Origin of the sequence: Chryseobacterium aquifrigidense, assembly GCF_006716485.1 — a bacterium.
Taxonomy (GTDB): Bacteria; Bacteroidota; Bacteroidia; order Flavobacteriales; family Weeksellaceae; genus Chryseobacterium; species Chryseobacterium vietnamense.
Map to the genome: position 1 here is coordinate 1,952,581 of NZ_VFPD01000001.1, position 21,159 is coordinate 1,973,739.

Annotated in this window: 16 protein-coding genes; 10 read left to right on the forward strand and 6 right to left on the reverse strand. The window is 37.0% G+C overall.

The annotated features are described in order from the left end of the window. The first annotated feature begins 41 nt into the window (after positions 1–41). Together FB551_RS08735 and FB551_RS08740 are read left to right on the forward strand one after the other, a co-directional pair. Entirely contained in the window at positions 42–2,864 is a 2,823-nt protein-coding gene (locus FB551_RS08735; protein WP_142016800.1) for a T9SS type B sorting domain-containing protein, read from the forward strand. 28 nt (positions 2,865–2,892) lie between these two features. Continuing rightward, positions 2,893–3,330, forward strand: a complete 438-nt coding sequence (locus FB551_RS08740; RefSeq protein WP_047433453.1) for a hypothetical protein — start codon at positions 2,893–2,895, stop codon at positions 3,328–3,330. A gap of 88 nt (positions 3,331–3,418) precedes the next feature. Here the strand turns inward: FB551_RS08740 and FB551_RS08745 are convergent, their stop codons facing one another. After that, complete coding sequence (locus tag FB551_RS08745; protein ID WP_142016802.1) at positions 3,419–4,858, reverse strand: helix-turn-helix transcriptional regulator; 1,440 nt, start codon at positions 4,856–4,858, stop codon at positions 3,419–3,421. Between the two features lie 253 nt (positions 4,859–5,111). Here FB551_RS08745 and FB551_RS23665 point away from each other — a divergent pair, with 253 nt between their 5' ends. Further along, a complete protein-coding gene (locus tag FB551_RS23665) occupies positions 5,112–5,330 on the forward strand; it encodes a T9SS type A sorting domain-containing protein (protein WP_226798712.1) in 219 nt (72 codons plus the stop codon). Between the two features lie 178 nt (positions 5,331–5,508). On the opposite strand, the gene FB551_RS08755 is transcribed toward FB551_RS23665, so the two are convergent. Further along, positions 5,509–6,945, reverse strand: coding sequence for a helix-turn-helix transcriptional regulator (locus FB551_RS08755; RefSeq protein ID WP_142016804.1), 1,437 nt, complete (start codon positions 6,943–6,945; stop codon positions 5,509–5,511). A gap of 195 nt (positions 6,946–7,140) precedes the next feature. Here FB551_RS08755 and FB551_RS08760 point away from each other — a divergent pair, with 195 nt between their 5' ends. Together FB551_RS08760 and FB551_RS08765 are read left to right on the forward strand one after the other, a co-directional pair. Next, positions 7,141–10,143 (forward strand): reprolysin-like metallopeptidase, encoded by a 3,003-nt coding sequence (locus FB551_RS08760; RefSeq protein WP_142016806.1) that lies wholly within the window; start codon positions 7,141–7,143, stop codon positions 10,141–10,143. Between the two features lie 353 nt (positions 10,144–10,496). After that, positions 10,497–11,732: a PKD domain-containing protein gene (locus FB551_RS08765; RefSeq protein ID WP_142016808.1), complete on the forward strand. Its 1,236-nt coding sequence runs from the start codon at positions 10,497–10,499 to the stop codon at positions 11,730–11,732. Positions 11,733–11,789: 57 nt separating this feature from the next. Here FB551_RS08765 and FB551_RS08770 read toward each other — a convergent pair whose 3' ends face one another. Together FB551_RS08770 and FB551_RS08775 are read right to left on the reverse strand one after the other, a co-directional pair. After that, positions 11,790–12,956, reverse strand: a complete 1,167-nt coding sequence (locus tag FB551_RS08770; protein ID WP_142016810.1) for an iron-containing alcohol dehydrogenase — start codon at positions 12,954–12,956, stop codon at positions 11,790–11,792. A gap of 66 nt (positions 12,957–13,022) precedes the next feature. Beyond that, complete coding sequence (locus tag FB551_RS08775) at positions 13,023–13,898, reverse strand: AraC family transcriptional regulator (protein WP_047433457.1); 876 nt, start codon at positions 13,896–13,898, stop codon at positions 13,023–13,025. A 213-nt stretch (positions 13,899–14,111) separates the two neighbouring features. On the opposite strand from FB551_RS08775, the gene FB551_RS08780 reads away from it, so the two are divergent. The 4 genes from FB551_RS08780 (at position 14,112) to FB551_RS08795 (ending at position 17,627) form a co-directional block, all read left to right on the forward strand. After that, positions 14,112–14,699 (forward strand): TetR/AcrR family transcriptional regulator, encoded by a 588-nt coding sequence (locus tag FB551_RS08780; RefSeq protein ID WP_047433458.1) that lies wholly within the window; start codon positions 14,112–14,114, stop codon positions 14,697–14,699. Positions 14,700–14,789: 90 nt separating this feature from the next. After that, the gene (locus tag FB551_RS08785; RefSeq protein WP_142016812.1) at positions 14,790–15,596 is read left to right on the forward strand and encodes an SDR family NAD(P)-dependent oxidoreductase; all 807 of its coding nucleotides are present in this window, start codon (positions 14,790–14,792) and stop codon (positions 15,594–15,596) included. A 227-nt stretch (positions 15,597–15,823) separates the two neighbouring features. Then, positions 15,824–17,122 carry an epoxide hydrolase family protein gene (locus FB551_RS08790; protein ID WP_142016813.1) on the forward strand — a complete coding sequence of 433 codons (1,299 nt, stop codon included), beginning with the start codon at positions 15,824–15,826 and terminating at the stop codon, positions 17,120–17,122. Between the two features lie 46 nt (positions 17,123–17,168). Further along, the gene (locus FB551_RS08795; RefSeq protein WP_142016815.1) at positions 17,169–17,627 is read left to right on the forward strand and encodes an organic hydroperoxide resistance protein; all 459 of its coding nucleotides are present in this window, start codon (positions 17,169–17,171) and stop codon (positions 17,625–17,627) included. A gap of 113 nt (positions 17,628–17,740) precedes the next feature. Here the strand turns inward: FB551_RS08795 and FB551_RS08800 are convergent, their stop codons facing one another. Beyond that, entirely contained in the window at positions 17,741–19,540 is a 1,800-nt protein-coding gene (locus FB551_RS08800; protein ID WP_047433461.1) for a hypothetical protein, read from the reverse strand. Between the two features lie 518 nt (positions 19,541–20,058). Further along, the gene (locus FB551_RS08805) at positions 20,059–20,466 is read right to left on the reverse strand and encodes a 5-fold beta-flower protein (RefSeq protein WP_142016817.1); all 408 of its coding nucleotides are present in this window, start codon (positions 20,464–20,466) and stop codon (positions 20,059–20,061) included. Positions 20,467–20,621: 155 nt separating this feature from the next. Between FB551_RS08805 and FB551_RS08810 the strand changes: the two genes are divergently transcribed. Further along, positions 20,622–21,107 carry a hypothetical protein gene (locus FB551_RS08810; protein ID WP_047433464.1) on the forward strand — a complete coding sequence of 162 codons (486 nt, stop codon included), beginning with the start codon at positions 20,622–20,624 and terminating at the stop codon, positions 21,105–21,107. Positions 21,108–21,159 lie beyond the last annotated feature (52 nt).

A 21,159-nucleotide genomic window follows, 5' to 3' on the forward strand; every position in this document is an offset into this window, starting at 1 on the left:
TTAATGAAGATTCAATTTTTAAAATCAAAATTATGTAATTCATGAAAAACATTATATTCAGTTTATTATTCATCTTATTGAGCATCCCTGTTTTGGCACAAAGAGACACAGACCATTGGTTTGCTCCTTATTATGCTTCAACAAGTTACACACAGGCATTATACCTTTCTACTGATTCTGCAACCCCTTTTGTTGTTACGATTAATAATAACAATGCTCCGATTGGTACTGTCACAATCAGTAAAAATGCCCCACAGATATTTGTTGTACCCATTGCCGTTATCGCTGCCAATGTTACATCAGATGCATACAGTGTGATCAACAAAGGACTGCATGTGCAGGGGACGAAGCCATTTTACTGTTCGTTAAGAATAGTAAGCAACACTACTCATGCCGAAATCATAACAAGCAAAGGGAAAGCAGGAATTGGTAAGGAATTTTATGTGGCCGGAACTCCTACTACCTCATCACTCAGCGGCTATAATTTCACAGCAGGAATACTGGCCACTGAAAACAATACTGTAGTAACCGCTACATGGAGTGGAAACGTAACGTTCTTTGGAGCAGCTCCGGCTACCAATACTCAGACTATTACTCTTAATAAAGGACAGTCTTTTATTTTTGCAGGAGGCCCCGGAACGGGAGGACAAAACCAATCTGCTTTTATCGGAGCTAAAATTGTTTCTGATAAACCGATTACGCTTACCAACGGGAATGTGAATGGAAATTTTGGGAATAATACCGGATCGGGCTCTGATGCTATCCTTGATCAATCTGTACCTACAGAAAGACTGGGGAGTACTTTTGCCATGGTAAGAACCAGGTCTTCCTCAGATGACCTGGAAGGAGGTATCATCATTGGGACGGAAGATCATACCCAAATATTCATTAATGGTTCCACTACCCCTATAGCAACCATTAACAGTGGTGATTTTTACAGGATCACCGGGAACAATTACGTTCAGCAGGGAAATTCCGGGCATTTTAATATGTTTATTACCACTTCAAAAAATGTTTATTTATATCAATTAGTTTCGGTTAATAACAGCAGTGCAACGTGTGGGTTTAACTATATCCCGCCATTGAACTGCTTCTTACCCAGAAAAATTGACGAAATCGGGAAGATCAATGAAATGCCAACCGGAACGGGAACAACAAGTACGGTTCCGAACGGAACTGTCGTAAAACTGAATATTTTAACGGAAGCCGGAGCTAATGTAACAGTCAACGGAAATCCTCCGCTGGCATCAGAAGGTCCTTTTCCATTAACCGGAAATAACAGCTGGGTGACCTATGCCATTCCATCGATAACCGGGAACGTAACGGTTATTTCTGACAAAGCTGTAACAGCAGGGATCAATGGAGGATACAGTACCTCAGGATACGGAGGGTATTTTGCAGGATTTTCTTCTATTCCGTTAATTGCCAAACAGACAGGAGAATGTATCCCGGGTATTGTCCTTGAAGTAGATGACAGCTATGATACCTATCAGTGGTATTTAAACGGTAATCCTATTACAGGTGCCAATGCCAATGCTTATACTCCATTGGTTTCCGGAAATTATACAGTGAAAATTGCTGTAGGTTCATGTACACCGGCAATCACTCCGGTTTACAAAGTATTTACGTGTCTTGAAGAGTCTACCAAGGCAATGACGGTCTGCGAAGGATATCAGTCTATTGTACCTCAGTTTACCAATTCTACTCAAAGCTATGTTCCCAGCACGGTAACAATTCTGACACCTCCGGCAAATGGTACGGCAACCATTGATCCGGCAGGAGTAATTACCTATGTTCCTAATTTCGGTTATATGGGTACGGATACTATTGTTTATAAGTTTTGCGGAAACAATCCTGATTTTACAGATTGTGAACAGGTAACGTTAACTTTAACTGTTTCTGAAAGTCCAATTGTTAAAGACGCTGCTTTAAGATCATGTTTTGAGCCTTCCAATCCTGTACTTGGCATATTTAACCTAACTTCAGCAGGAGTGAATGTACAGCCGGGAACGATTAAGCAGTATTACCCTTCTCCCGCTGACGCCCATAACGGAACCAATGAAATTCTGACTCCTGCCAATTATATCGCCCCGGACGGAGTAGTTTATATTAAAGTAAGCAATGCCAACGGATGTTACAGAATTGCGGAAGTTACCCTTACTGTTATTCCACCTACCTATTCAGAGGTATTAAAGGATAAAATTATCTGTATGGAAAGTACTACCACACTGGATGCCGGACCCGGATACACTTCTTATCTGTGGAGCACCGGAGCAACCACCCAGGCCATCAATAATGTGGGGGTAGGAACCTATTGGGTAGATCTGAAAACCAGAGAATGTACCACCAGACAGACCGTAAAGGTTTATCCTTCCGAACATCCTGTGATTGCAGATATTAACATCAGCAACAATACGGTTACCCTGACTGTAATTGGAGGAACAGCTCCTTATCAGTATTCAATGGATAATATCAGCTGGCAGAATGAAAATGTATTTACCAATGTTCCGAGGGGGAGCAATACTTTTTATGTAAAAGACTCTTATAACTGTACTCCTCTGGAAGTAGAAATTACAGTTCCCAATCTTATTAATATCATTACTCCCAATGGTGACGGAATAAATGATGTGCTGGACTATTCTGCGCTGGCCGGGAAGCCTAATTTCACATTCAGTATTTATGACCGATATGGAAGCAAAATACATGAAGGAGGTAAAGTAAACGGATATCAATGGGATGGCAGCATTGGCGGCAAGAAAGTATCCACAGGAAACTACTGGTTTGATATGGGCTGGAATGAGACCAACAAAAAACAGACTCCGATAAAATATACGGGGTGGATTATGGTAAAAAACAGAAATTAACCCAACCTCTAAAATATCAATTTTAAGTATGAAAAAGCTATTATATATATTTCTTGTGTTCTTTTCAGTTATGATTGTGGCTCAGAAAAACACCTATGTAAAGTTTGCCGTTTACAATAACGCCATCGGAACTGCCAGCATGTTTGATCTTTATAAAGACAGCATTGAAAAGGTAAACATTTTTAAAACAAAAGCCAGCTTGCCTTCTCATTTAAAGAAATTTGACTATCTCGCTGATAACGGTTTAACAGAAATAAAGTTTAAAAAAAATGCAGGCTTTCCTGATAGTTTATCGCTGGAAATGCTGAATGAGCAGAACAATCTGCCCAAAGACCGACCTGTATTTATTGAAGGATATCAGTTTAATGATACCTCTACCCTTGTCTATAATGATATGATCAGCAATATTGAGCTTAAAGAGGCCAACGGACAGAAAAACATCCATATTTCAACTATAAAAAATTAATTGCTGATATCAATCGGAAGTTAATTTAAAAGCAGAGACTATTTCGAAATGAAATAGTCTCTGTTGCTTTTCACAATATTCTTAATCTTTATTTCAATAGTTTTGAAAACCAGACATAAATGTCCATATCACCGGGGATATTCAGTTTTTTCCTGAGATTGTATTTCTTGGTCTGCACAGTTCTTACCGAGGTGTGGGTATATTCCGCAATATCTTTTGTAGAAAAATTCAGATAAATGTAGGCGCAAAATCTTACTTCTGAGATTTTCAACACTGAAACTTTAAGGAGTTCTTCTGAAAAATGCGGACAGTATTCGTGGAAACGGGTCAGAAACTCAGGGCTGTTTTCTTTAGCAAGCCGTATGACTTCTTTAAAAATACACTCCTGTACCGGCAGTTTATGAGGTATATCAATTTTATCCTGTCCTTTGCTTTTATGTTTTTTGTAATAGCGTAAGAACAGGAAAATAAAGAGAATACATATGACTGCGCTGACCAATAAAATAAAGAAAAGCCCCTGTGTTAGTTTTTTTTCATTCTTCTCATCAGTCTGATCTTTTTTATCAATGATATCTTTTAAAACCTGATTCTGTTTTTCTTTTGCAGTTTGAATATCCAGTAACTGATTTACATAGTATGCCGTACTGTCTTTTTCTTTCATTTCTTCATACAGACTCTTCAATTCTTTGGCTACAGACTTTTGATGGAATTCATCCTTAAAATGGTGTCCGGCAATTTTTTTACACATCCACAGGTAATGCCGGGCACTTTTAAAATCTTTAACAGCTCTATAATATTTTGCTGCATTGAACAGATTAAAGTACAACAAACTCTTATTATCATTTTTTTTAAGATCATTAAGAGATTCCTGAATATAACCTTTTGCCAGATCATGCCTGCCCATATCAATATATATTGCAGCCATGTAAGAAGTTGTCATAAAGCTCCAGCTCAAATGTGCTTTGTGTATTTTATACCTGTGATTTTTATTTTCTCTGTATATTTTTGAATATTTGTAAGCGATTTTTATTTTCTCCAGTGCTTTTTCTCTCTGATTCATTTCATTATAAAACCCTGCGTACTGCCAATTGATCACATACGTGTAATAGGCATTATTTTGCCTGATGGTTTCTTCATAAATTTCATCCAGAAGGCCAAAGGCCGTAACTCTTTCTCCCAGATTAAAATACAGCAGAGATTTGATTATGTGTTGATATAGAACGATTTCAAAATCAGATTCTTCATTGATCAGGTTTTCTTTATCCACTTTATCAATATAATAAAATGCTTTTTTTACCTCATTATTTTTATTGTATATGTTGGCTGTTTTAAGATATCCCAATGCCATACCATCATGGTAAGAATACTTTCGGCAAATGGTAACAATACTGTCAATTTCACGTATTTCTTTGGGACCTGCCGTACAAAATTCAACATCAAAGAGAATATTTTTCAGTTCTTCTTCTGTTTGCTGTGAATAAAAAAATGTGGAAAATAAAAAAAACAAGAAGGTCAGCTTTCGTATCATGGTTTGTTCATAATCTGAATTACAATATTAATACTAACGTTCTACCATATCACTCAAACTACCTACGTATCACATACACAACATCACAAAAGGACAATTAAACACCATTTAAATTACAGAATTACCAATTACTTTTGTCCCGAAAATTATTCTATGCTTTTATATTAAAGTAGAAAATTGTGGAGACTTCAAAGTATCGGCCTATGACAACAGCTTATTATCTACCCATAAGACTTTCAATAATAAAAATACGATTACAGCATACCCTAATCCGTTCAGCGATGCTGTTACTATTTCTGACCTCTCACAAGTGGTGTCGGTTTCGGTTATGGATGCTTCCGGAAAGACAGTTAGAACGATTGAGAAACCTGCATCTCAGATCTATTTGAATGATGTAAAAGCAGGATTGCATTTCATTATTTTAAAAATGACGGATGGCACTGTAAAAAGAATAAAAGCGATTAAAAAGTAACACTTTTTCAGAATCAGAAAATAGTTTTTAATAATTAGTCTATCGTGTACCTGTAGGTTTCGTGTTATTTTCCTGCAGGTACTTTCTTCAAAGTTTTACATAAATTCAAAACAATTATACTTACCACAAAGGTTATTTCATAATGAAATAGCCTTTGTTTTTACAGATATTTTAAGCCTTATTTCAATAATTTTGAGAACCAGACGTAAATATCCATATCCCCGGGAATATTCAGTTTTTTCCTTAAATTATACTTTTTAGTCTGCACGGTTCTCACTGAGGTAAAAGTATATTCAGCAATTTCTTTGGTAGAAAAATTCAGGTAGAGGTAGGCGCAGAATCTTATTTCTGATATTTTCAAAAGAGAATCCTTAAGAAGTTCTTCCGAAAAACGTGGATAGCTTTCATTGAAACGGGTTAAAAACTCTGGATTATTTTCTTTGGCAAGCTGTATAAGTTCTTTAAACGCGCTTTCATCCACGGAAGGCTGATGAGGAATATCTATTTTATCAAGATTTTTACTTTTATGCTTTCTATAATAATACAGGAAAAGGAAGATAAAGAGAAGACATACTCCAATGCTTACAGATAAGATCAAAAAGAGTCCTTTTGTTTCCTTCTTTATATTGCTTTTTTCCAATTCATTCTGTTTGTCTACAGTATCATTCAATGTTTGATTTTGCTCGCGGTTTACCTCTTCTATTCCCACCAGCCAGTTGGAATAGTAACCAATACTGTCTTTCTGACCAATACTTTCATATAAAGCATTAAGCTCATCTCCCACTGCAATTTGATAGTTTTCGCTTTTAAAGTAATTCTTAGCAATATTTTTAGCACTCCATAAATAGTACTGAGCCTGTTCAACATTCTTAATGACTCTGAAATATCTTCCGGCATACAGAGAAGTAATATATTTCAAACTGATATCATCTACTTTTTTTTCATTCTGAATGGCTTCTTCAATATAAATTCTGGCAGAATCCAATTTATTGAGATCTGTATATATTCCTCCGAGATAAGCTGAAGTTTTATAACTGTTACTCAATCTGTTTTTATCAATCCGGTAGCGTTTACCTTTATTTTCTCTGTATATTTTTGAAAATTGATACGCAATTTTGCTATACTTTAATGCGAGCTGCTTATTGGTTTCAATATATTTATCAGCATACTGTCTGTTGATCAGATAAATGAAATAAGCATTACCTGTCTTCATTGCATCATCATAGATTTCGTCCAATTCCTTAAAAGAAGCAACCCTTTCGCCCAATTTCCGGTATAAAAAAGATTTTTGCAAATGAACATAAAAAATGACTTCAAAATCAGTGTCAGAATTAATGAGGTTTTCTTTTTCTACTTTATTGATATAATAAAAAGACTTCTTGGTGTCATTCATTTTATCATAGATATTCGCAATCTTGAGATATCCCAATGCAACACAATCATTGTACGAATCTTTTTTACAAACTGCAATAAGACTGTCAATCTTTTCTATTTCTTTAGGCCCGGCGCTAGAAAAGTCTATATCAAAAAGAATATTCTTCATTTCTTCTTCTGTATGCTGTGCATAGAAAAAGGAAGAAATAAAAAAGAATAAAACAGTTAGTTTTTTCATCATAATCTATCAAAATAAAAATATACTATTAACACTACGCAATCGCCAAAAACCTAAAAATACATACGTATTACATACACAATGTATTAAAATCGCAATATAACATTGCTTATAATACAAAATTAGCAATTACTTTTGAATCACCGAATATTATATTCATTCTTTACAAAACCACTATTTAAATACCTAATTTTTAAAATGAGAAAAACTCTATTATCATTATTTTTGATTTCAGGTTTCTGTCTTTCCAATGCCCAAAGATGGGAACCCTCTTCACAGAAAGTATCTGAAATCAGGAGAGAGGTAAAAATCAAGTATGCTTACAAAACTGATATTAATGCATTGATACAGTTATTAAAAAACGCTGAGGAAACCGGCGCTAATGCAAAAGCAGTAACGATTCAATTACCAACGGCAGAAGGAACTGTAGAAAATTTTGCGGTATACAGTAACCCTGTAATGGAAAAATCTTTGGCTGAAAAATATGGATTAGGATCTTATGTAGGGGTGGGAATTGATGACCCTTCCAAATATGTAAGATTCAGTATATCACCAGCAGAAATACAGTCAATGATTATTAAAAACGGTGTCTTTCAGTTCATAGAACCCATTACAACGGATAAAAAGACCTATGGAGTATTCTATAAAACCGAAAGAACAGAGTCTGAGCATGGCTTTAGCTGCAGCATGGAAGGGAAAAAAGAACTGGACATTAAATCTTTAAAAAACTCCGGGAAAAATAAACTTGCCGGAATCAATATTACCGGAAGGCCTGCCGCTTCTAGATACAGAACCTACCGACTGGCCTTATCTGCAACGGGTGAATATACAGCTCTTTTTGGAGGAGTTGCAGGTGCACTTGCTCAAATGAATAATACGATGACCAGGGTAAACGGTGTTTTTGAAAAAGAATTTGCCATCCATCTTACGATACAGAATCTTCCCAATATCATCTATGCCAATCCGGCTAATGATCCTTATACCAATGATCTAAACGGACAGCTGCAACAAACCTTAAGCGCTCAGGTAGGTGATGCCAATTATGATATCGGGCATGTCTTTAATGCAGACGGAGGAGATGGAAATGCAGGGTGTATAGGTTGTATCTGTACCAATCCAACAGCTGCAGAACCTTTGGGTAAAGGTTCCGGGTATACCCAAAATCAGAACCCTGTAGGAGACACCTTTGATATTGATTATGTAGCTCATGAAATGGGACATCAGCTTGGAGGGAATCATACGTTTTCGACAGTAACTGAAAGTTCAGATGTCAATATAGAACCGGGAGGAGGTACAACTATTATGGGCTATGCGGGAATTACTGCCAATAATGTACAGATGAACAGTGATGCTTATTTTCATTATTCATCCATCAATCAAATCCTTACCAACCTTGAAGGCAAAGTGGGATGTGGTATAGCCGAAAATATTGCCAATAATGCACCGGCTATTACTCCGCTTATTTCCTATAACATTCCTAAAGGGACAGCCTATTATCTGGATGCCAATGCAGTAGATGCCAACGGGGATCAGTTTACCTACAACTGGGAACAGTATGACAGCGTAGGATCTACCAGTTCAATCTCCGGAGACAGCGGTTGGGGATTCAATCCTGAAGGTTCACTTACCCGTTCTTTTCCTGCAGTGGCTTCCGGAAGAAGATATTTCCCAAGCCTGCCTGTTGTGATGAGCGGCAAACTGACCAATAAAGATACATGGGAAACAGTTTCATATATCCCAAGAGTGTTACATTATGCGGTAACTGTACGTGATAATAATCCGAACAGACCTTTAACTATTTCTGCTGAAAATACAGTAACGGTTGGAAATGACGGCCCTTTCAAATTCAGAGGATTAAGTGCTTCTACTACTCTTTATAACAATGCAACCAACACTATTTCATGGGATGTTGCCAATACCAACCAGGCTCCCTATAATGTTGCCAATGTAAAGATTGAATATACAACCGACCTTATTAATGGATCGGCATGGACAGAACTGGTAGCTTCAACGCCTAATGACGGAAGTTTTGAAATACAGATGCCTGCTGCGCTTCAGGGAAATATTAAGCTGAGAATTTCAGCGGTAGGAAATATATTCTATGCGGTTTCTCCTACACTGACCGTAGGAAATGCCCCCGCTTCTCTGAATAATCCTCCAACAGGGCTTGCTGTTTTTGAAAATGATATCTTAAAAACCTCAGCAACCGTTTCATGGAATCATGTACCTGGAGCAACCTATTCTGTGAATTACAGAAAAACAGGAGCCGGAAACTGGTCCAATGCTGCCAGCCCTGTTAATTCAGTATTCCTGAATAACCTTGAAGATGAAACTTCTTATGAAGTTCGTGTTGCATCAGTAATCAATAATGTTGCCGGTGAATTTTCCCCTGTGTATAATTTTAAAACAAAAGGATTACGTACAGGATATGATTACTGCCTGATGACTACAGGAGGAAATACTACAAACAGTCCGTATTTCAGTGGAATATTAAGAGTGACTTTAGCGAATGTGGATTTAGCCGGAAATGGGACAACCGTTCAGCACGCTTATAAAGATTATTCGGAAGATCCAGCCAGACTGATTCAGCTTACTCAGGGTGCTCAATATAATCTGAACTATATTGTGTATGCTAACCGTGCAGGCGGAAACTTTCAGGATTGGGTACTGGTGTGGATTGATTACAACAGAAACGGAGTATTTGAAGCTTCAGAAAGAGTAGGTATTAACGGAGCTGTTCCCAATGCCAATAAAAGACACCAGGGAAGTTTTGCATTTACGGTTCCGGCTGATGCTTATAATGGCGACAAAACATTAAGAATGAGAGTTGCCAGCGGTTTTTACAATGCGTCAGTTGATGCGTGTACAAGCCCTTCTATAAATGATAATGGAGATCTTTTCTCCCGTGGCTCAGTATGGGATTTTTCTGTAAAGATCAATGCGGCACTTGGGGTTAAAGAATCAGCTCAATCCTCATCTGCTGATATTGAAATTTATCCTAATCCTGCGGATACATTTATAGAAGTAAAAAATCTGAAAGGTAAAGCTGATTACAAAATTTACAGTGCAGACGGAAGACTTGTTCAGGAAGGACAACCGGACGGAAAAAGAATCAATGTTGCGTCATTGATCAAAGGAATGTACGTCATCACCATAAAGGATGATAAGACGACTTATAATACGAAATTAATCAAGAAATAGTTGTAATAATTAGTGTACCGCGTACCTGTGGGACATCTGTAATACCCGCAGGTACTTTTCCAGATCTATTTAAAAAAAATAAAACCCAGTCATTAACTCATAGTAAATCAAAAAATCTCGAACAAAGTAAATAAACTAACATTTTCATTTAAACACCTTTTAATCTTGTGCCTGCAGTATAGATTGGGTTTCCTGCAGGTACTTTTTAAGGGGTTTAATAAAAACAGATAAAGAAAAGTATAATTCTATATTGATAAAAAAACATTTTTAATCATCGTTTGTATTGTGTACCTGCATAATAAGTGGTTGTTTGCAGGTACCTTTTTTAAATAAGAATCTAAAAAACATATGATATGATAAAAAAACTACTCTTTCTGATATGTACTGGTTTTTCAGTCTTATCATTCTGCCAGTCTGATGAGGTACTGTTTATTGGAAACAGTGTCACCTATTTTAATGACATGCCTGAAATTTTCAAAAATATAGCGGCTTCAAAGGGAAAAAATGTTTCCATAACGACGCATACGCCGGGAGGAACAGGATTTGTGAATCACGTAGATGATCCGTCACTCTATCAGAAAATAAGATCTAAAAACTATCAATATGTCATCATGCAGCCAGGAACTGCTGAATCTGCCGGCCATTCCTACCCTGTTTCAGTAACCGCTGAACGTGGTCGTAAAATCAGGGATTCTATTCGTAAATACAGTCCTTGTTCTAAAATATTTCTGTATGAAATTCCTTATGGAGTACCCTCTGCGAATGAGTACAATACGTATTTTGCATTTCAGCAGAAAATTAAGGATTCCATTACAAAGATGTCTAATCTGATGCAGGTGGAAATGGTACCTGCCGGTGAATCTGCAAGGCATTACTACAATTCTTCCCAGGATCTGGCACTTCACGGATCTTATAATGATATTCATCCTGGACCTAAAGGAAGTTATCTTGTGGCAGCTTCTATGTATTCTGCAATTTTTCAGGATCATGTTTTTCCATCCTCTTTTTATAACGGGCTGCCTCAAAATACTGCAGAAAATTTTCAGACTATTGCAGATCTCGTTTTTTTTGATAATCCGGCGCAATGGAACAGCAATACGTTTCATCTTCATTCGGATTTTATAGCAGGAATTAACGGGACGACGGTAAATTTCACCAATCACTCTGCCAATTACACTTCAGTATTATGGAATTTTGGAGATGGTACCACCGATTCTTCATTGAATCCGGTTCATCAATATATGGTTCCCGGAACTTATACTGTTTCACTTACTGTCAACAAAAACGCCTGTGCAGAAACTTTCAGTAAAACAATTACGATTGGTTCTCTGGGAACTGCGGATACTAAAATGCCGACTGAACTTATATTTTACCCTAATCCTGTGAAAGATTTCTGTTACCTCAAAAGTAAAGAGAAAATGAAAGACATTGTTGTTTATGATATGGCCCAACGCAGGGTTTTTGACAGAAAAAACCTTTACACTCATGATATAAAATTAGATTTTTCAACGTACAGTAAAGGTGCCTATCTGATCAGTATCCTTTATGAAAATGATAACAGGGAAAGCATTAAGGTTTTGGTTAAATAATTGAATAACAACAAAAAGAGAACTCATCTGAGTTCTCTTTTTTATCGGATCATGAGATTAGCCTGCAACAGCCTCTTCTCTATATACCACCCCTTCGTAGCAGGCATTATAAATCGCTTTCAATTCCTCTAAAACAGGAACCCTCGGATTGAAACCTGTACAAGGGTCTGCTAAAGCATTGGCTGTGATATAATCAAGATTCTTATCCCAGTCTTCTCTTGAAATTCCGAAATCTTTGATCGCCGACTGATTATTGACTTCAGAACGTAATGTTTCAATAGCCTGGGCCAGGTCTTCAGTAGTTTGCTTCCCGATTACTCTTGCCAGATCAGGATAACGTTCTGTAGCCAGCGCATTGTAACGGATCACATTCGGAAGAAAAATAGCGTTTGAAGCTCCGTGAGGAATTCCATACAGCGCTCCTACCTGATGAGAAAGAGAGTGAACAATGCCCAGCCATGCGTTGTTGAAGGCTAAACCAGCCATAAATGATGCGTCATGCATATTCTGACGGGCCTGAATATTATCTGGATTTTCTACAGCTTCTTTAAGGTTATCAAAAACAATCTCTAAACCACCTTTAGATAAGGCATCTGCGATATTATTATCAATATTTGAAACATAGGCCTCTACACAATGTGTCAGTGCATCAAGTCCTGTATTGGAAGTTACATGTGCTGGCATTGAAGCACAGATTTCTCCGTCAATAATAGCAATATCCGGTGTCAGTTCGTAAGAAACAACAGGATATTTTACCCCTTTCTCTCTATCGGTAATCACCGCCAGCCCTGTAGTTTCAGTTCCTGTTCCACTGGTAGAAGGAATCGCAATAAATTGGGCTTTATTTCTTAACACCGGAACTGTGAAAGGTTTGATTAAAGCATCAAATTCTACTTCTGGATATTCGTAAAATACCCACATAATCTTTGCTGCATCGATGGCAGAACATCCACCTAAACCGATAATCCAGTCAGGCTGAAAAGTATTCATTATTTCCGCACCTTTCAGACATGTTGCTGATGAAGGGTCTTCTTCTACCCCTTCGAAAATCTGTGTTTCGATTCCTGCTTCATTAAGATACGCTACCGCTTTGTCAAGGGTTCCGCTGTTTCTCATAGAACTTCCACCTGTTACAATAACAGCTTTTTTTCCTTTGATATTTTTTAATTCATCAAGACTTCCCGCACCATGGAAGACTTCACCTGCAATAAATAATTTGCTCATTTTCTTATCTGATTTTAATGATACAAAATTAGACAAGCCTTCATGAGCTCTGTTATACAAACGGGACTACGCGTTATACATTTGCGCCAGTTCCTGCTGAAGTTCGGTAGGAGTTTCTTTGAGTTTTGCTTTTACAAATTTATTGAGGGCTGAGGGAGAATTAAATCCCAGATCAAAAGCAATTTCCTTATGAGAAAGGTCAGAAAACATCAGCTGGCGTTTAATTTCTGTTAAAATACGGTTATGTATGGCCTGAATGGCTGTCTCTCCACAATGCTTTTTGGTGACAGAGTTTAATTTTTTTGGGGTAATAGCCAATTCCTCTGCATAATACTGAACGGTTCGGTAGTGTTTGTAATGCTCGTTTAACAGCTTTTTAAATCTTACATATACAGGCTGGTCTGCAGTTTTTTCATGCAAAACCGGATGCAGCCCGTGAATAGATTCAATGAGTCCCAGAAGAATAATTTTAATATAAAATCTCGCCTGTTCTTTTTTGATCAGTGTTGGCTGTTCGTAAATCTCTTTAATGATGAAAGTGTTATGTAAACTTTGTTCAAAGTCTTCACGGGAAAGCACCGTACAATTCAGGTGTGTGGAAAGATTGACGTTATAGGTACTCAGTTCATTTTTCAAAATGTCAGAACAAAACAGGATCTCCTCAAACAGAATAATCTTTCCTGTGAGATCTTCGCTTGAATCTGCCACAAAGTGGACCTGTTCCGGAAATATAACAGATATTTTTCCAGCTTTCATCCCATGCATTTTATCTTCAATACAAACCTGCAGTTTTCCCTGTTCTACAATAAAAATACAAAAATGGTCTTTTTTGTGAGGTTGTGCATATAGATCCAAATGATCTTTATTCAAATCAAAAACCCGGAAAGACAGATTTTTATCTTCCTGCTTCTGAATATTTTTTTTAATCTCCAGTTTCTTCATAGTTCCTTTTACCACGGCAAATTTAGGATTAAAAAAAGTTATTCGCTATTAATATTGACTTGTCAGCCTAATAATAGTGATTGGTTCAAAAGCTGTATTTCCCCTCTATCACAAGGCTGACAAGAATATTTGTATATTTTTTAAAATATTAATACAAAAAGTTTGCTTTTATGACCAATCGGTCATATATTTGCATCATTATTTACTATCATTATGGCCAAAGGGGAAGAAACCAGACAGTTCATTATAGAAAAAGCAGCTCCAATTTTTAATACAAAGGGGATTGCAGCTACTTCTATGAGCGATATTATGGAGGCCACCAAGTTGTCTAAAGGCAGTATGTATGTTCATTTTGAAAATAAGGAAGTACTTGCCTGTGCTGCTGTTGAGCATAATATGCAAATGCTGAGTGATCAACTTCAAAAAACTTTAAGCAGATTCAAAACTTCCAGGGAACAGTTATTCGCCTATATTGATTTTTTTAGTGATCCCAATCATCCACCTGTAGTTGGCGGTTGTCCCCTGTTAAACTTTGGAACAGAAGCTGATGATACCAATCCAGTCGTTAAAGGAAAGGTAAACCATGGAATAAAGCAGGGAGAAAAATTAATTTGCGGTATTATAGAAAAAGGAATTGCCAATAAAGAATTCAGAGCGGAATGGGATGCGGAAGGTTTTGCAACAGTTTTGTTTGCCATGCTTGAGGGTGGACACTTAATGTCAAGAATGGCTGGTAATAACGATAAAATGGTAACTATTGTCAATTATCTTAAAAAAACGATCGAGGAAAATACAGTGTAATTTTTTTATCCAAAATATGACCGATCGGTCATTTATGTATACAATAATTCTTTATAAAAATATAATCATAACAATTTAAAAAACAGAACAATGTCAAAAACAGTTTTAATTACAGGTGCATCAAAAGGTTTCGGAAAATCATGGGCTGAAGCTTTTTTAGCAAAAGGATACAATGTGGCAGCAACAGCCAGAAATGTAGAAACACTTCATGATTTAAAAGAAAAATATGGAGATTCTGTACTGCCTTTAACTCTAGATGTAGATAAAAGAGAAGAATCATTAGCTGTTGTTCAGAAAGTACATCAGCACTTCGGCAGCATTGATATCCTGATCAATAACGCAGGATATGCATTAACAGGCGCAGTGGAAGAAACCAATGAACAGGAAGCAAGAGCACAGTTTGAAACGAATTTCTTTGGAACTTTATGGCTTACACAGGCAGTGCTTCCTGTTATGAGAGAGCAGAAAAGCGGTCATATTATTCAGGTTTCTTCTATTTTGGGATTAGCTACTTTACCTACCATGGGACTTTATAATGCGTCTAAGTTTGCATTGGAAGGATTAAGCGAAACGTTAGCAACGGAAGTAAAAGGATTCGGAATCAATGTAACTTTGGTAGAGCCTAACGGCTATGCTTCCAATATCTGGCATACAGGAATTAATACCCAAAGCAATCCGGTATACGATGGTGTTAAAAAGGCTTTCTCTGAATCTGAAACATCTTTTGGAAATGTAGAAGCTACTGCTCCTGCACTGATAAAGTTAGCAGAAACTGAAAATCCTCCACTGCGTTTATTGCTTGGAAAAGTAGCACTTCCGTTTGTAAAACAGAATTACGAACAGCGTCTAAAAGTCTGGGAAGAATGGAATGATGTATCCGTAGAAGCTCACGGATAATTTCCCCAAAATGCATTATAAAATAAGCTCCGTCTCTGTCAGAACGGAGCTTATTTTATTTTTCATGCTTCATCCCCGTATCGTTTTCCTTTTCACCAGCTGCAATGTCTGTTTCGCTGTGAAATATGACTAATTGAACAAGTTATTGATTTCTAAGCCTCTTTTCAGGACATAATTTTGTCTCATCAAAAAAGAAAAACAGATTTAAAATCTAATACAGCAAAGCAATGAAAACAACAATTTCAACAATTCTTTTAGCAGCAACTTTTATCTTAGGTACGCCTGCTATTTCTAAGGCACAAAAAAATGATACTGCTACTCTATTATCAAAAAATGATACCAGTATCCGTCCTTTTCACATCAATATTCCGCAATCTCAGCTGGATGATCTTAAAAAACGTATTTCCGAAACCCGATTCCCGGATAAAGAGACGGTGAAAGATGCTTCCCAGGGAATTCAGCTTGAACAGTTAAAAGAACTGATCACCTACTGGGGCAACGGTTACGACTGGAGAAAAGTAGAAAATAAACTGAATGCGCTTCCCCAATTTGTAACAAAAATTGACGGACTTGATATCCAGTTCATCCACGTACGTTCAAAAGAGTCCAATGCAATGCCGGTGATCCTCACGCATGGCTGGCCGGGATCTCCACTGGAGCTTATCAATGCTATAGATCCTTTGACAGATCCTGTAAAATACGGAGGGAAAGCAAGTGATGCCTTTGATGTGATTATACCGGCAATTCCCGGATATGGTTTTTCAGAAATTCCAACGGAAACAGGCTGGAATCCGGACCGCGTGGCCCGTGCATGGGATGTATTGATGAAAAGACTCGGCTACAAAAAATATGTTTCTGAAGGGGGTGACCACGGCTCCGTTATTTCTGATGCATTGGCTAAACAAGCTCCCTCAGGCCTTTTGGGAATTCACCTGACGATGCCGGCTACCATTCCTGCTGAACTTGTAAAGCCCATCAATGCCGGTGACCCTGCCCCATCAGGGCTTTCTGCATCAGAAGCAAAAGCATACAATGCAATGAGTACATTCTTTGGAAGAAATGCAGCCTACGGAGGAATGATGGTGACACGCCCACAAACAACAGGATATTTACTTTCTGATTCTCCAACAGCTTTAGCAGCATTCCTTTACGAAAAAATTGCAGAATGGAGTGAAAGTGATCTTCATCCTGAGAATGTCATTGGCCGTGATGCTATCCTCGATGACATTACTCTTTACTGGCTAACCAATACGGGAGCATCTTCTTCCCGCTTCTACTGGGAAAATAACAAAAATAATTTCAGTGCCGAGGCACAGAAAACGAAAGACATTAAAGTTCCTGTAGCTATTTCGGTATTCCCTCACGAAATTTATCAGGCTCCGGAAAGCTGGTCAAAACAAGCTTATCCTACTTTATATTATTACCATAAAGCTTCCAAAGGCGGACATTTTGCAGCATGGGAGCAGCCACAAGTCTTTACGGAAGAGCTAAGAGCCGCTTTCAAAGATTTAAGAAAAAAACTTTAATCATAACTATCAATCAACAATATCGTTTAATTTAAATAATAAAAATATGGAACTAAGTACCATTCAGGAAGTAGAAAATACAACAGTAGTTAACATCAATAAAGTGTTGTATTCCGGTAATGTCGTTGTAACCGGAGGTCGTAACGGCGAAGCAAAAAGCAGTGACGGAAAGTTGGATATTGAATTAACTTCTCCCGGTTCAAAAGGAAACGGAACCAATCCGGAACAGCTATTGGCGGCAGGATGGTCGGCTTGTTTTATTGGAGCTATGCATCTGGCTTCTGCAAAAATTGGGATTACTCTTCCTGCAGGCCTATCTGTCAATACCTCTGTGGACCTTGCTACCAATGATGATGGATTTTTCCTGCAGGCTCACCTGCAGATTCTTTTACCCGGTTTAGCAATAGACCAAGCAAGAAAAGTTGTAGAGACAGCTCATGCAACATGTCCTTATTCAAAAGCAACCCGTGGAAATATCAATGTAAAGATCGATGTAGTAGTTTAATTTTCACAATGTTTAGCCCATTTTGACGAAAACCTTCCCTGCTAAAGCAAGGAAGGTTTCTATTTGTTTAAATCTGTCTGAAAAAGATATTCCGGATATAAAAGTCTGTTATATTAATTTCCAAAATTGACAAAATGAGGAACATCCGTAGCAAAGCTGTTCAGTGGTAAAAGATTATTTCTGTTACTGTTAAAGTCAAAAACAGAATTATTATCAAAAGGAACACGTGGATAATACATAAAAGAAATCTGAATCCTGTTGAAAACCAGATAGGGATTATTAATTAAAACACCTATTCCGATTTTTGCATTGGCTTTGGTTTTCAATAATTTATCATCAGGCATTCCCAGCCAGCCCACTGCGGTAGTCAAATACGGACTGAAATGGAAATTCTTCCAGGTTTTATTAATAAACAATTGAAGCTGATACCTCAACACTATTTTTTTTGTTCCGATATAATCCGAATTATAAACAGGAAATTCATCTGCAGAAGAAAGGTTGATCCTATCCTTATACGAGTAATTATGCTGTGGATTTCCCAATGCTAATGTTGGAGAGAAAAAATGTCTTACTTTGGCAAATTTCCAGTCCATCAGGTTGGTAAAATACGTTCCGTCAAAGCGAAAAGATTCCCTGTTCTGGCTGTCTTCATTAAAAAACCTTCCAAACTGTGCTTTCACAGTGAAATATCCCAGTTTTGTAAAACGTCCGTAAGATGCAGAAATCCCCACATACGGATTTACTTCTTTATTTCTTGATAAACTTCCTGCAATGATGTTTACAGAATTACCATACGCAATATCCTCCGGCAAATCATACTGGAATATATTCTTCTGAACCGAGAAGTATCTCTGAATAAACCCAACAGACATCAGAAAACTGTTATAAGAACTGAAATATTTATATTGATCAATTCCTGGACTGTCTTTGTACTGATAGTTTTGAAATCTTCCTATTATGGCAATATTACTGGATACCTTTTCACTGGGATCAGATGACACCGGGATCTGATAACCACCCCATAAATCTTCACTGTACACCTTGATCTGAACTTCCGGAAACGGAGTATCCGTATTTATCGGCAATAAAACTTTCCGCATAAAATATTCGAATGTAAAACCACCTGCCCATTTCGTTAAAGGTGAGAAAAAATCTCTTCTGAGGCTGAAATTAATCCTTTCATTTCTTGAAAAGTCCCGTTCTCCAAGGATCTGGGCATTGATATAGGTACCAAAAAGATTATGGGTGGTATAGCTTCCTAACAGATAGTCCTGCTTTTCTTTGGAATCGTTTCTGTAGAGGAAGTCCAGGGTGTGGCCCAGTCCCAGCACATTCTCTTCAGTCACGCCAAGGCCAATTTTGCTTCCGGAATAACTGATTCTCGGCTTCAGACTCCAGGAATCAAGAACTTTTACCACAACATCTATAGAATCTTTGCTGGAAGTGCTGTCTGAAACACTGATATTAACTCTGTTTATAAAAGGCATCGCTCTTAGCAGACGTTCAGATTCATAGAGCTTTTGGGCGTTGTATTCTTCTCCTTCTTCAAAAAGTAAAAAATTATTAACGGTCGATCTTCTGGTACTGGAATGAAGGTGATCCTTTATCCAATCATACCATTTGCCTATTTCCTTACTGTCTTTAGAGCCATATCCAAAAGGGTCAATGGTCTCTATCCTGATATTTCTGATAATTTTTTTATCATAAGTTTTCTGCGAAAGTTTTTCAGTACTGGACTTCACGGAAGTAGAATCCGGCTCTCTACGAAATATAAAGCGGTGGATGAATTTGGTAACTTTTCTTTTGTCCGAAAATTCTTCTATCTTATAATAAAGTGAATCTTTCTTCTCCTGTGCATTTAAAAAGAAAAAACCACTTAAAAGGAAAATCAGAGTTAGAGTCGTTCTAGTCATTAGTCATCAAAATTCAATAAAGTTTCTTGTATCAATTTATACGCCAATAAAGCTTCAATACCTACCACATTTAAGAAATTTTTTTATGTAAAGCTCACTTTATTCGATAGTCTCATTTTATAAATAAAAGAGTGTCTGTATTTTATTATAAATTCATGTCAGATTAAGCCTAACATCAGTATTACATTCAGCGTGAAATAAAACAATAGCAGAATAAACAGTTCTTTCAAAAAAGGTCTTTTTTTCCTGTAAATTTTGCTTACTATTGAAGATAATCCTAAAAATAATAATCCTACCACTGTCAAAAAAAATACTTCTGACCAGTAATGCTGGAATCAATTCATTACCCATCATTTGCTCCAGTTTTCTTTTGATCCTAGTCAAATCCTGAGATCTTTACTAAACTGAGACATCCGAATGTATAAATTATGGTTTTTAAAAGAAAAAAATAGTTGTTTTACTGGTGTATTCCATTCAGATTACAATATAGTAACCTAAAATTATAAAAAAATTTCCTTCTACAGTTTAAAAAAGAAGTAAACCACGGCAACCCATTCTTTTTTTATACCATGGGCGTAGCCTATTGTGCTGCGGCTGGCATTTTCAACGGTTCCGTCATCTTTAATATATCCCAAGGTAGAACGGCTGCTGTTTTCTACAGTTCCGTCTTCCCTTACATAACCTACTGTAGAACGGCTTTTATTTTCAATAGTTCCGTCATTTCTGATATAACCAATCGTAGAATGGCTGCTGTTTTCAACAGTACCATCACTCCTGATATAACCGACTGTGGAATGGCTGCTGTTTTCAATAGTTCCATCAGTTTTAATATATCCTATGGTACTCCGGCTGCTGGATTCAATGGTTTGTGCTTTTATCAGTATCGTGCCTGTTACAGTGATCATTAAAAATAATATTTTTTTCATTTCATTTTAATGTTTTATCCAGGTCTAAGTTAAGATTCTCTTTTCAATTTCTTTATTTAAAATTCAAGCTGAAAAACTAACGTAAATCATATAACAGGAGCATCAAGTACAATCTTTTTTTTGTTATTTTTACTCATTATAAATAAAAATAATACATGAAGAAAATTGTACTTACAGGAATAACAGTGATAGGAGGATTTCTAACGGCAAATGCACAGTGCAAACCCGTAACCGCTCTTACAGAAAGTTTTGATACCTGGAAAGATATTAATAAATGCTGGACTGCTCAAGCGGGAAAAGCGATGCTTTATGCAAGTGACAAAAGAATTATATTTTATTCAATGAGCAATCCTGGAGAAAATATGTATCTGGTAACACCCGAAATTAAAGCGGGAACCTATACGTTGTCTCTTGATCTTTCTGATAATGGAGGTGAAACAAGCTTAGAGCTTTTCTCAGTAGACAACCCTTCTGATGTGAAAACTTATGTTTCAATCACTAAACCTTCCAAAATAACAGGAGAGAAAAAAACATTTACCGTTTCTTTAAAAAAAGACTCCCATTTAGGGTTGAAAGTCTTACTGAATGGAGTACATCAGGCTGTTTATATGGATAACCTGTCTCTGCAGACAAAGAAGTAGATTTAGGATAATGCCAGGTGAGCACCAGTAAAACTATGTCTTAAGAAAAAAC

What these genes read in the sequence shown, in the direction of transcription:
- FB551_RS08735 (WP_142016800.1), top strand. Translation starts at nt 42, where the DNA reads ATGAAAAACATTATATTCAGTTTATTATTCATCTTATTGAGCATCCCT.
- FB551_RS08740 (WP_047433453.1), top strand. Translation starts at nt 2,893, where the DNA reads ATGAAAAAGCTATTATATATATTTCTTGTGTTCTTTTCAGTTATGATT.
- FB551_RS08745 (WP_142016802.1), bottom strand. Translation starts at nt 4,858, where the DNA reads ATGATACGAAAGCTGACCTTCTTGTTTTTTTTATTTTCCACATTTTTT.
- FB551_RS08755 (WP_142016804.1), bottom strand. Translation starts at nt 6,945, where the DNA reads ATGATGAAAAAACTAACTGTTTTATTCTTTTTTATTTCTTCCTTTTTC.
- FB551_RS08760 (WP_142016806.1), top strand. Translation starts at nt 7,141, where the DNA reads ATGAGAAAAACTCTATTATCATTATTTTTGATTTCAGGTTTCTGTCTT.
- FB551_RS08765 (WP_142016808.1), top strand. Translation starts at nt 10,497, where the DNA reads ATGATAAAAAAACTACTCTTTCTGATATGTACTGGTTTTTCAGTCTTA.
- FB551_RS08770 (WP_142016810.1), bottom strand. Translation starts at nt 12,956, where the DNA reads ATGAGCAAATTATTTATTGCAGGTGAAGTCTTCCATGGTGCGGGAAGT.
- FB551_RS08775 (WP_047433457.1), bottom strand. Translation starts at nt 13,898, where the DNA reads ATGAAGAAACTGGAGATTAAAAAAAATATTCAGAAGCAGGAAGATAAA.
- FB551_RS08780 (WP_047433458.1), top strand. Translation starts at nt 14,112, where the DNA reads ATGGCCAAAGGGGAAGAAACCAGACAGTTCATTATAGAAAAAGCAGCT.
- FB551_RS08785 (WP_142016812.1), top strand. Translation starts at nt 14,790, where the DNA reads ATGTCAAAAACAGTTTTAATTACAGGTGCATCAAAAGGTTTCGGAAAA.
- FB551_RS08790 (WP_142016813.1), top strand. Translation starts at nt 15,824, where the DNA reads ATGAAAACAACAATTTCAACAATTCTTTTAGCAGCAACTTTTATCTTA.
- FB551_RS08795 (WP_142016815.1), top strand. Translation starts at nt 17,169, where the DNA reads ATGGAACTAAGTACCATTCAGGAAGTAGAAAATACAACAGTAGTTAAC.
- FB551_RS08800 (WP_047433461.1), bottom strand. Translation starts at nt 19,540, where the DNA reads ATGACTAGAACGACTCTAACTCTGATTTTCCTTTTAAGTGGTTTTTTC.
- FB551_RS08805 (WP_142016817.1), bottom strand. Translation starts at nt 20,466, where the DNA reads ATGAAAAAAATATTATTTTTAATGATCACTGTAACAGGCACGATACTG.
- FB551_RS08810 (WP_047433464.1), top strand. Translation starts at nt 20,622, where the DNA reads ATGAAGAAAATTGTACTTACAGGAATAACAGTGATAGGAGGATTTCTA.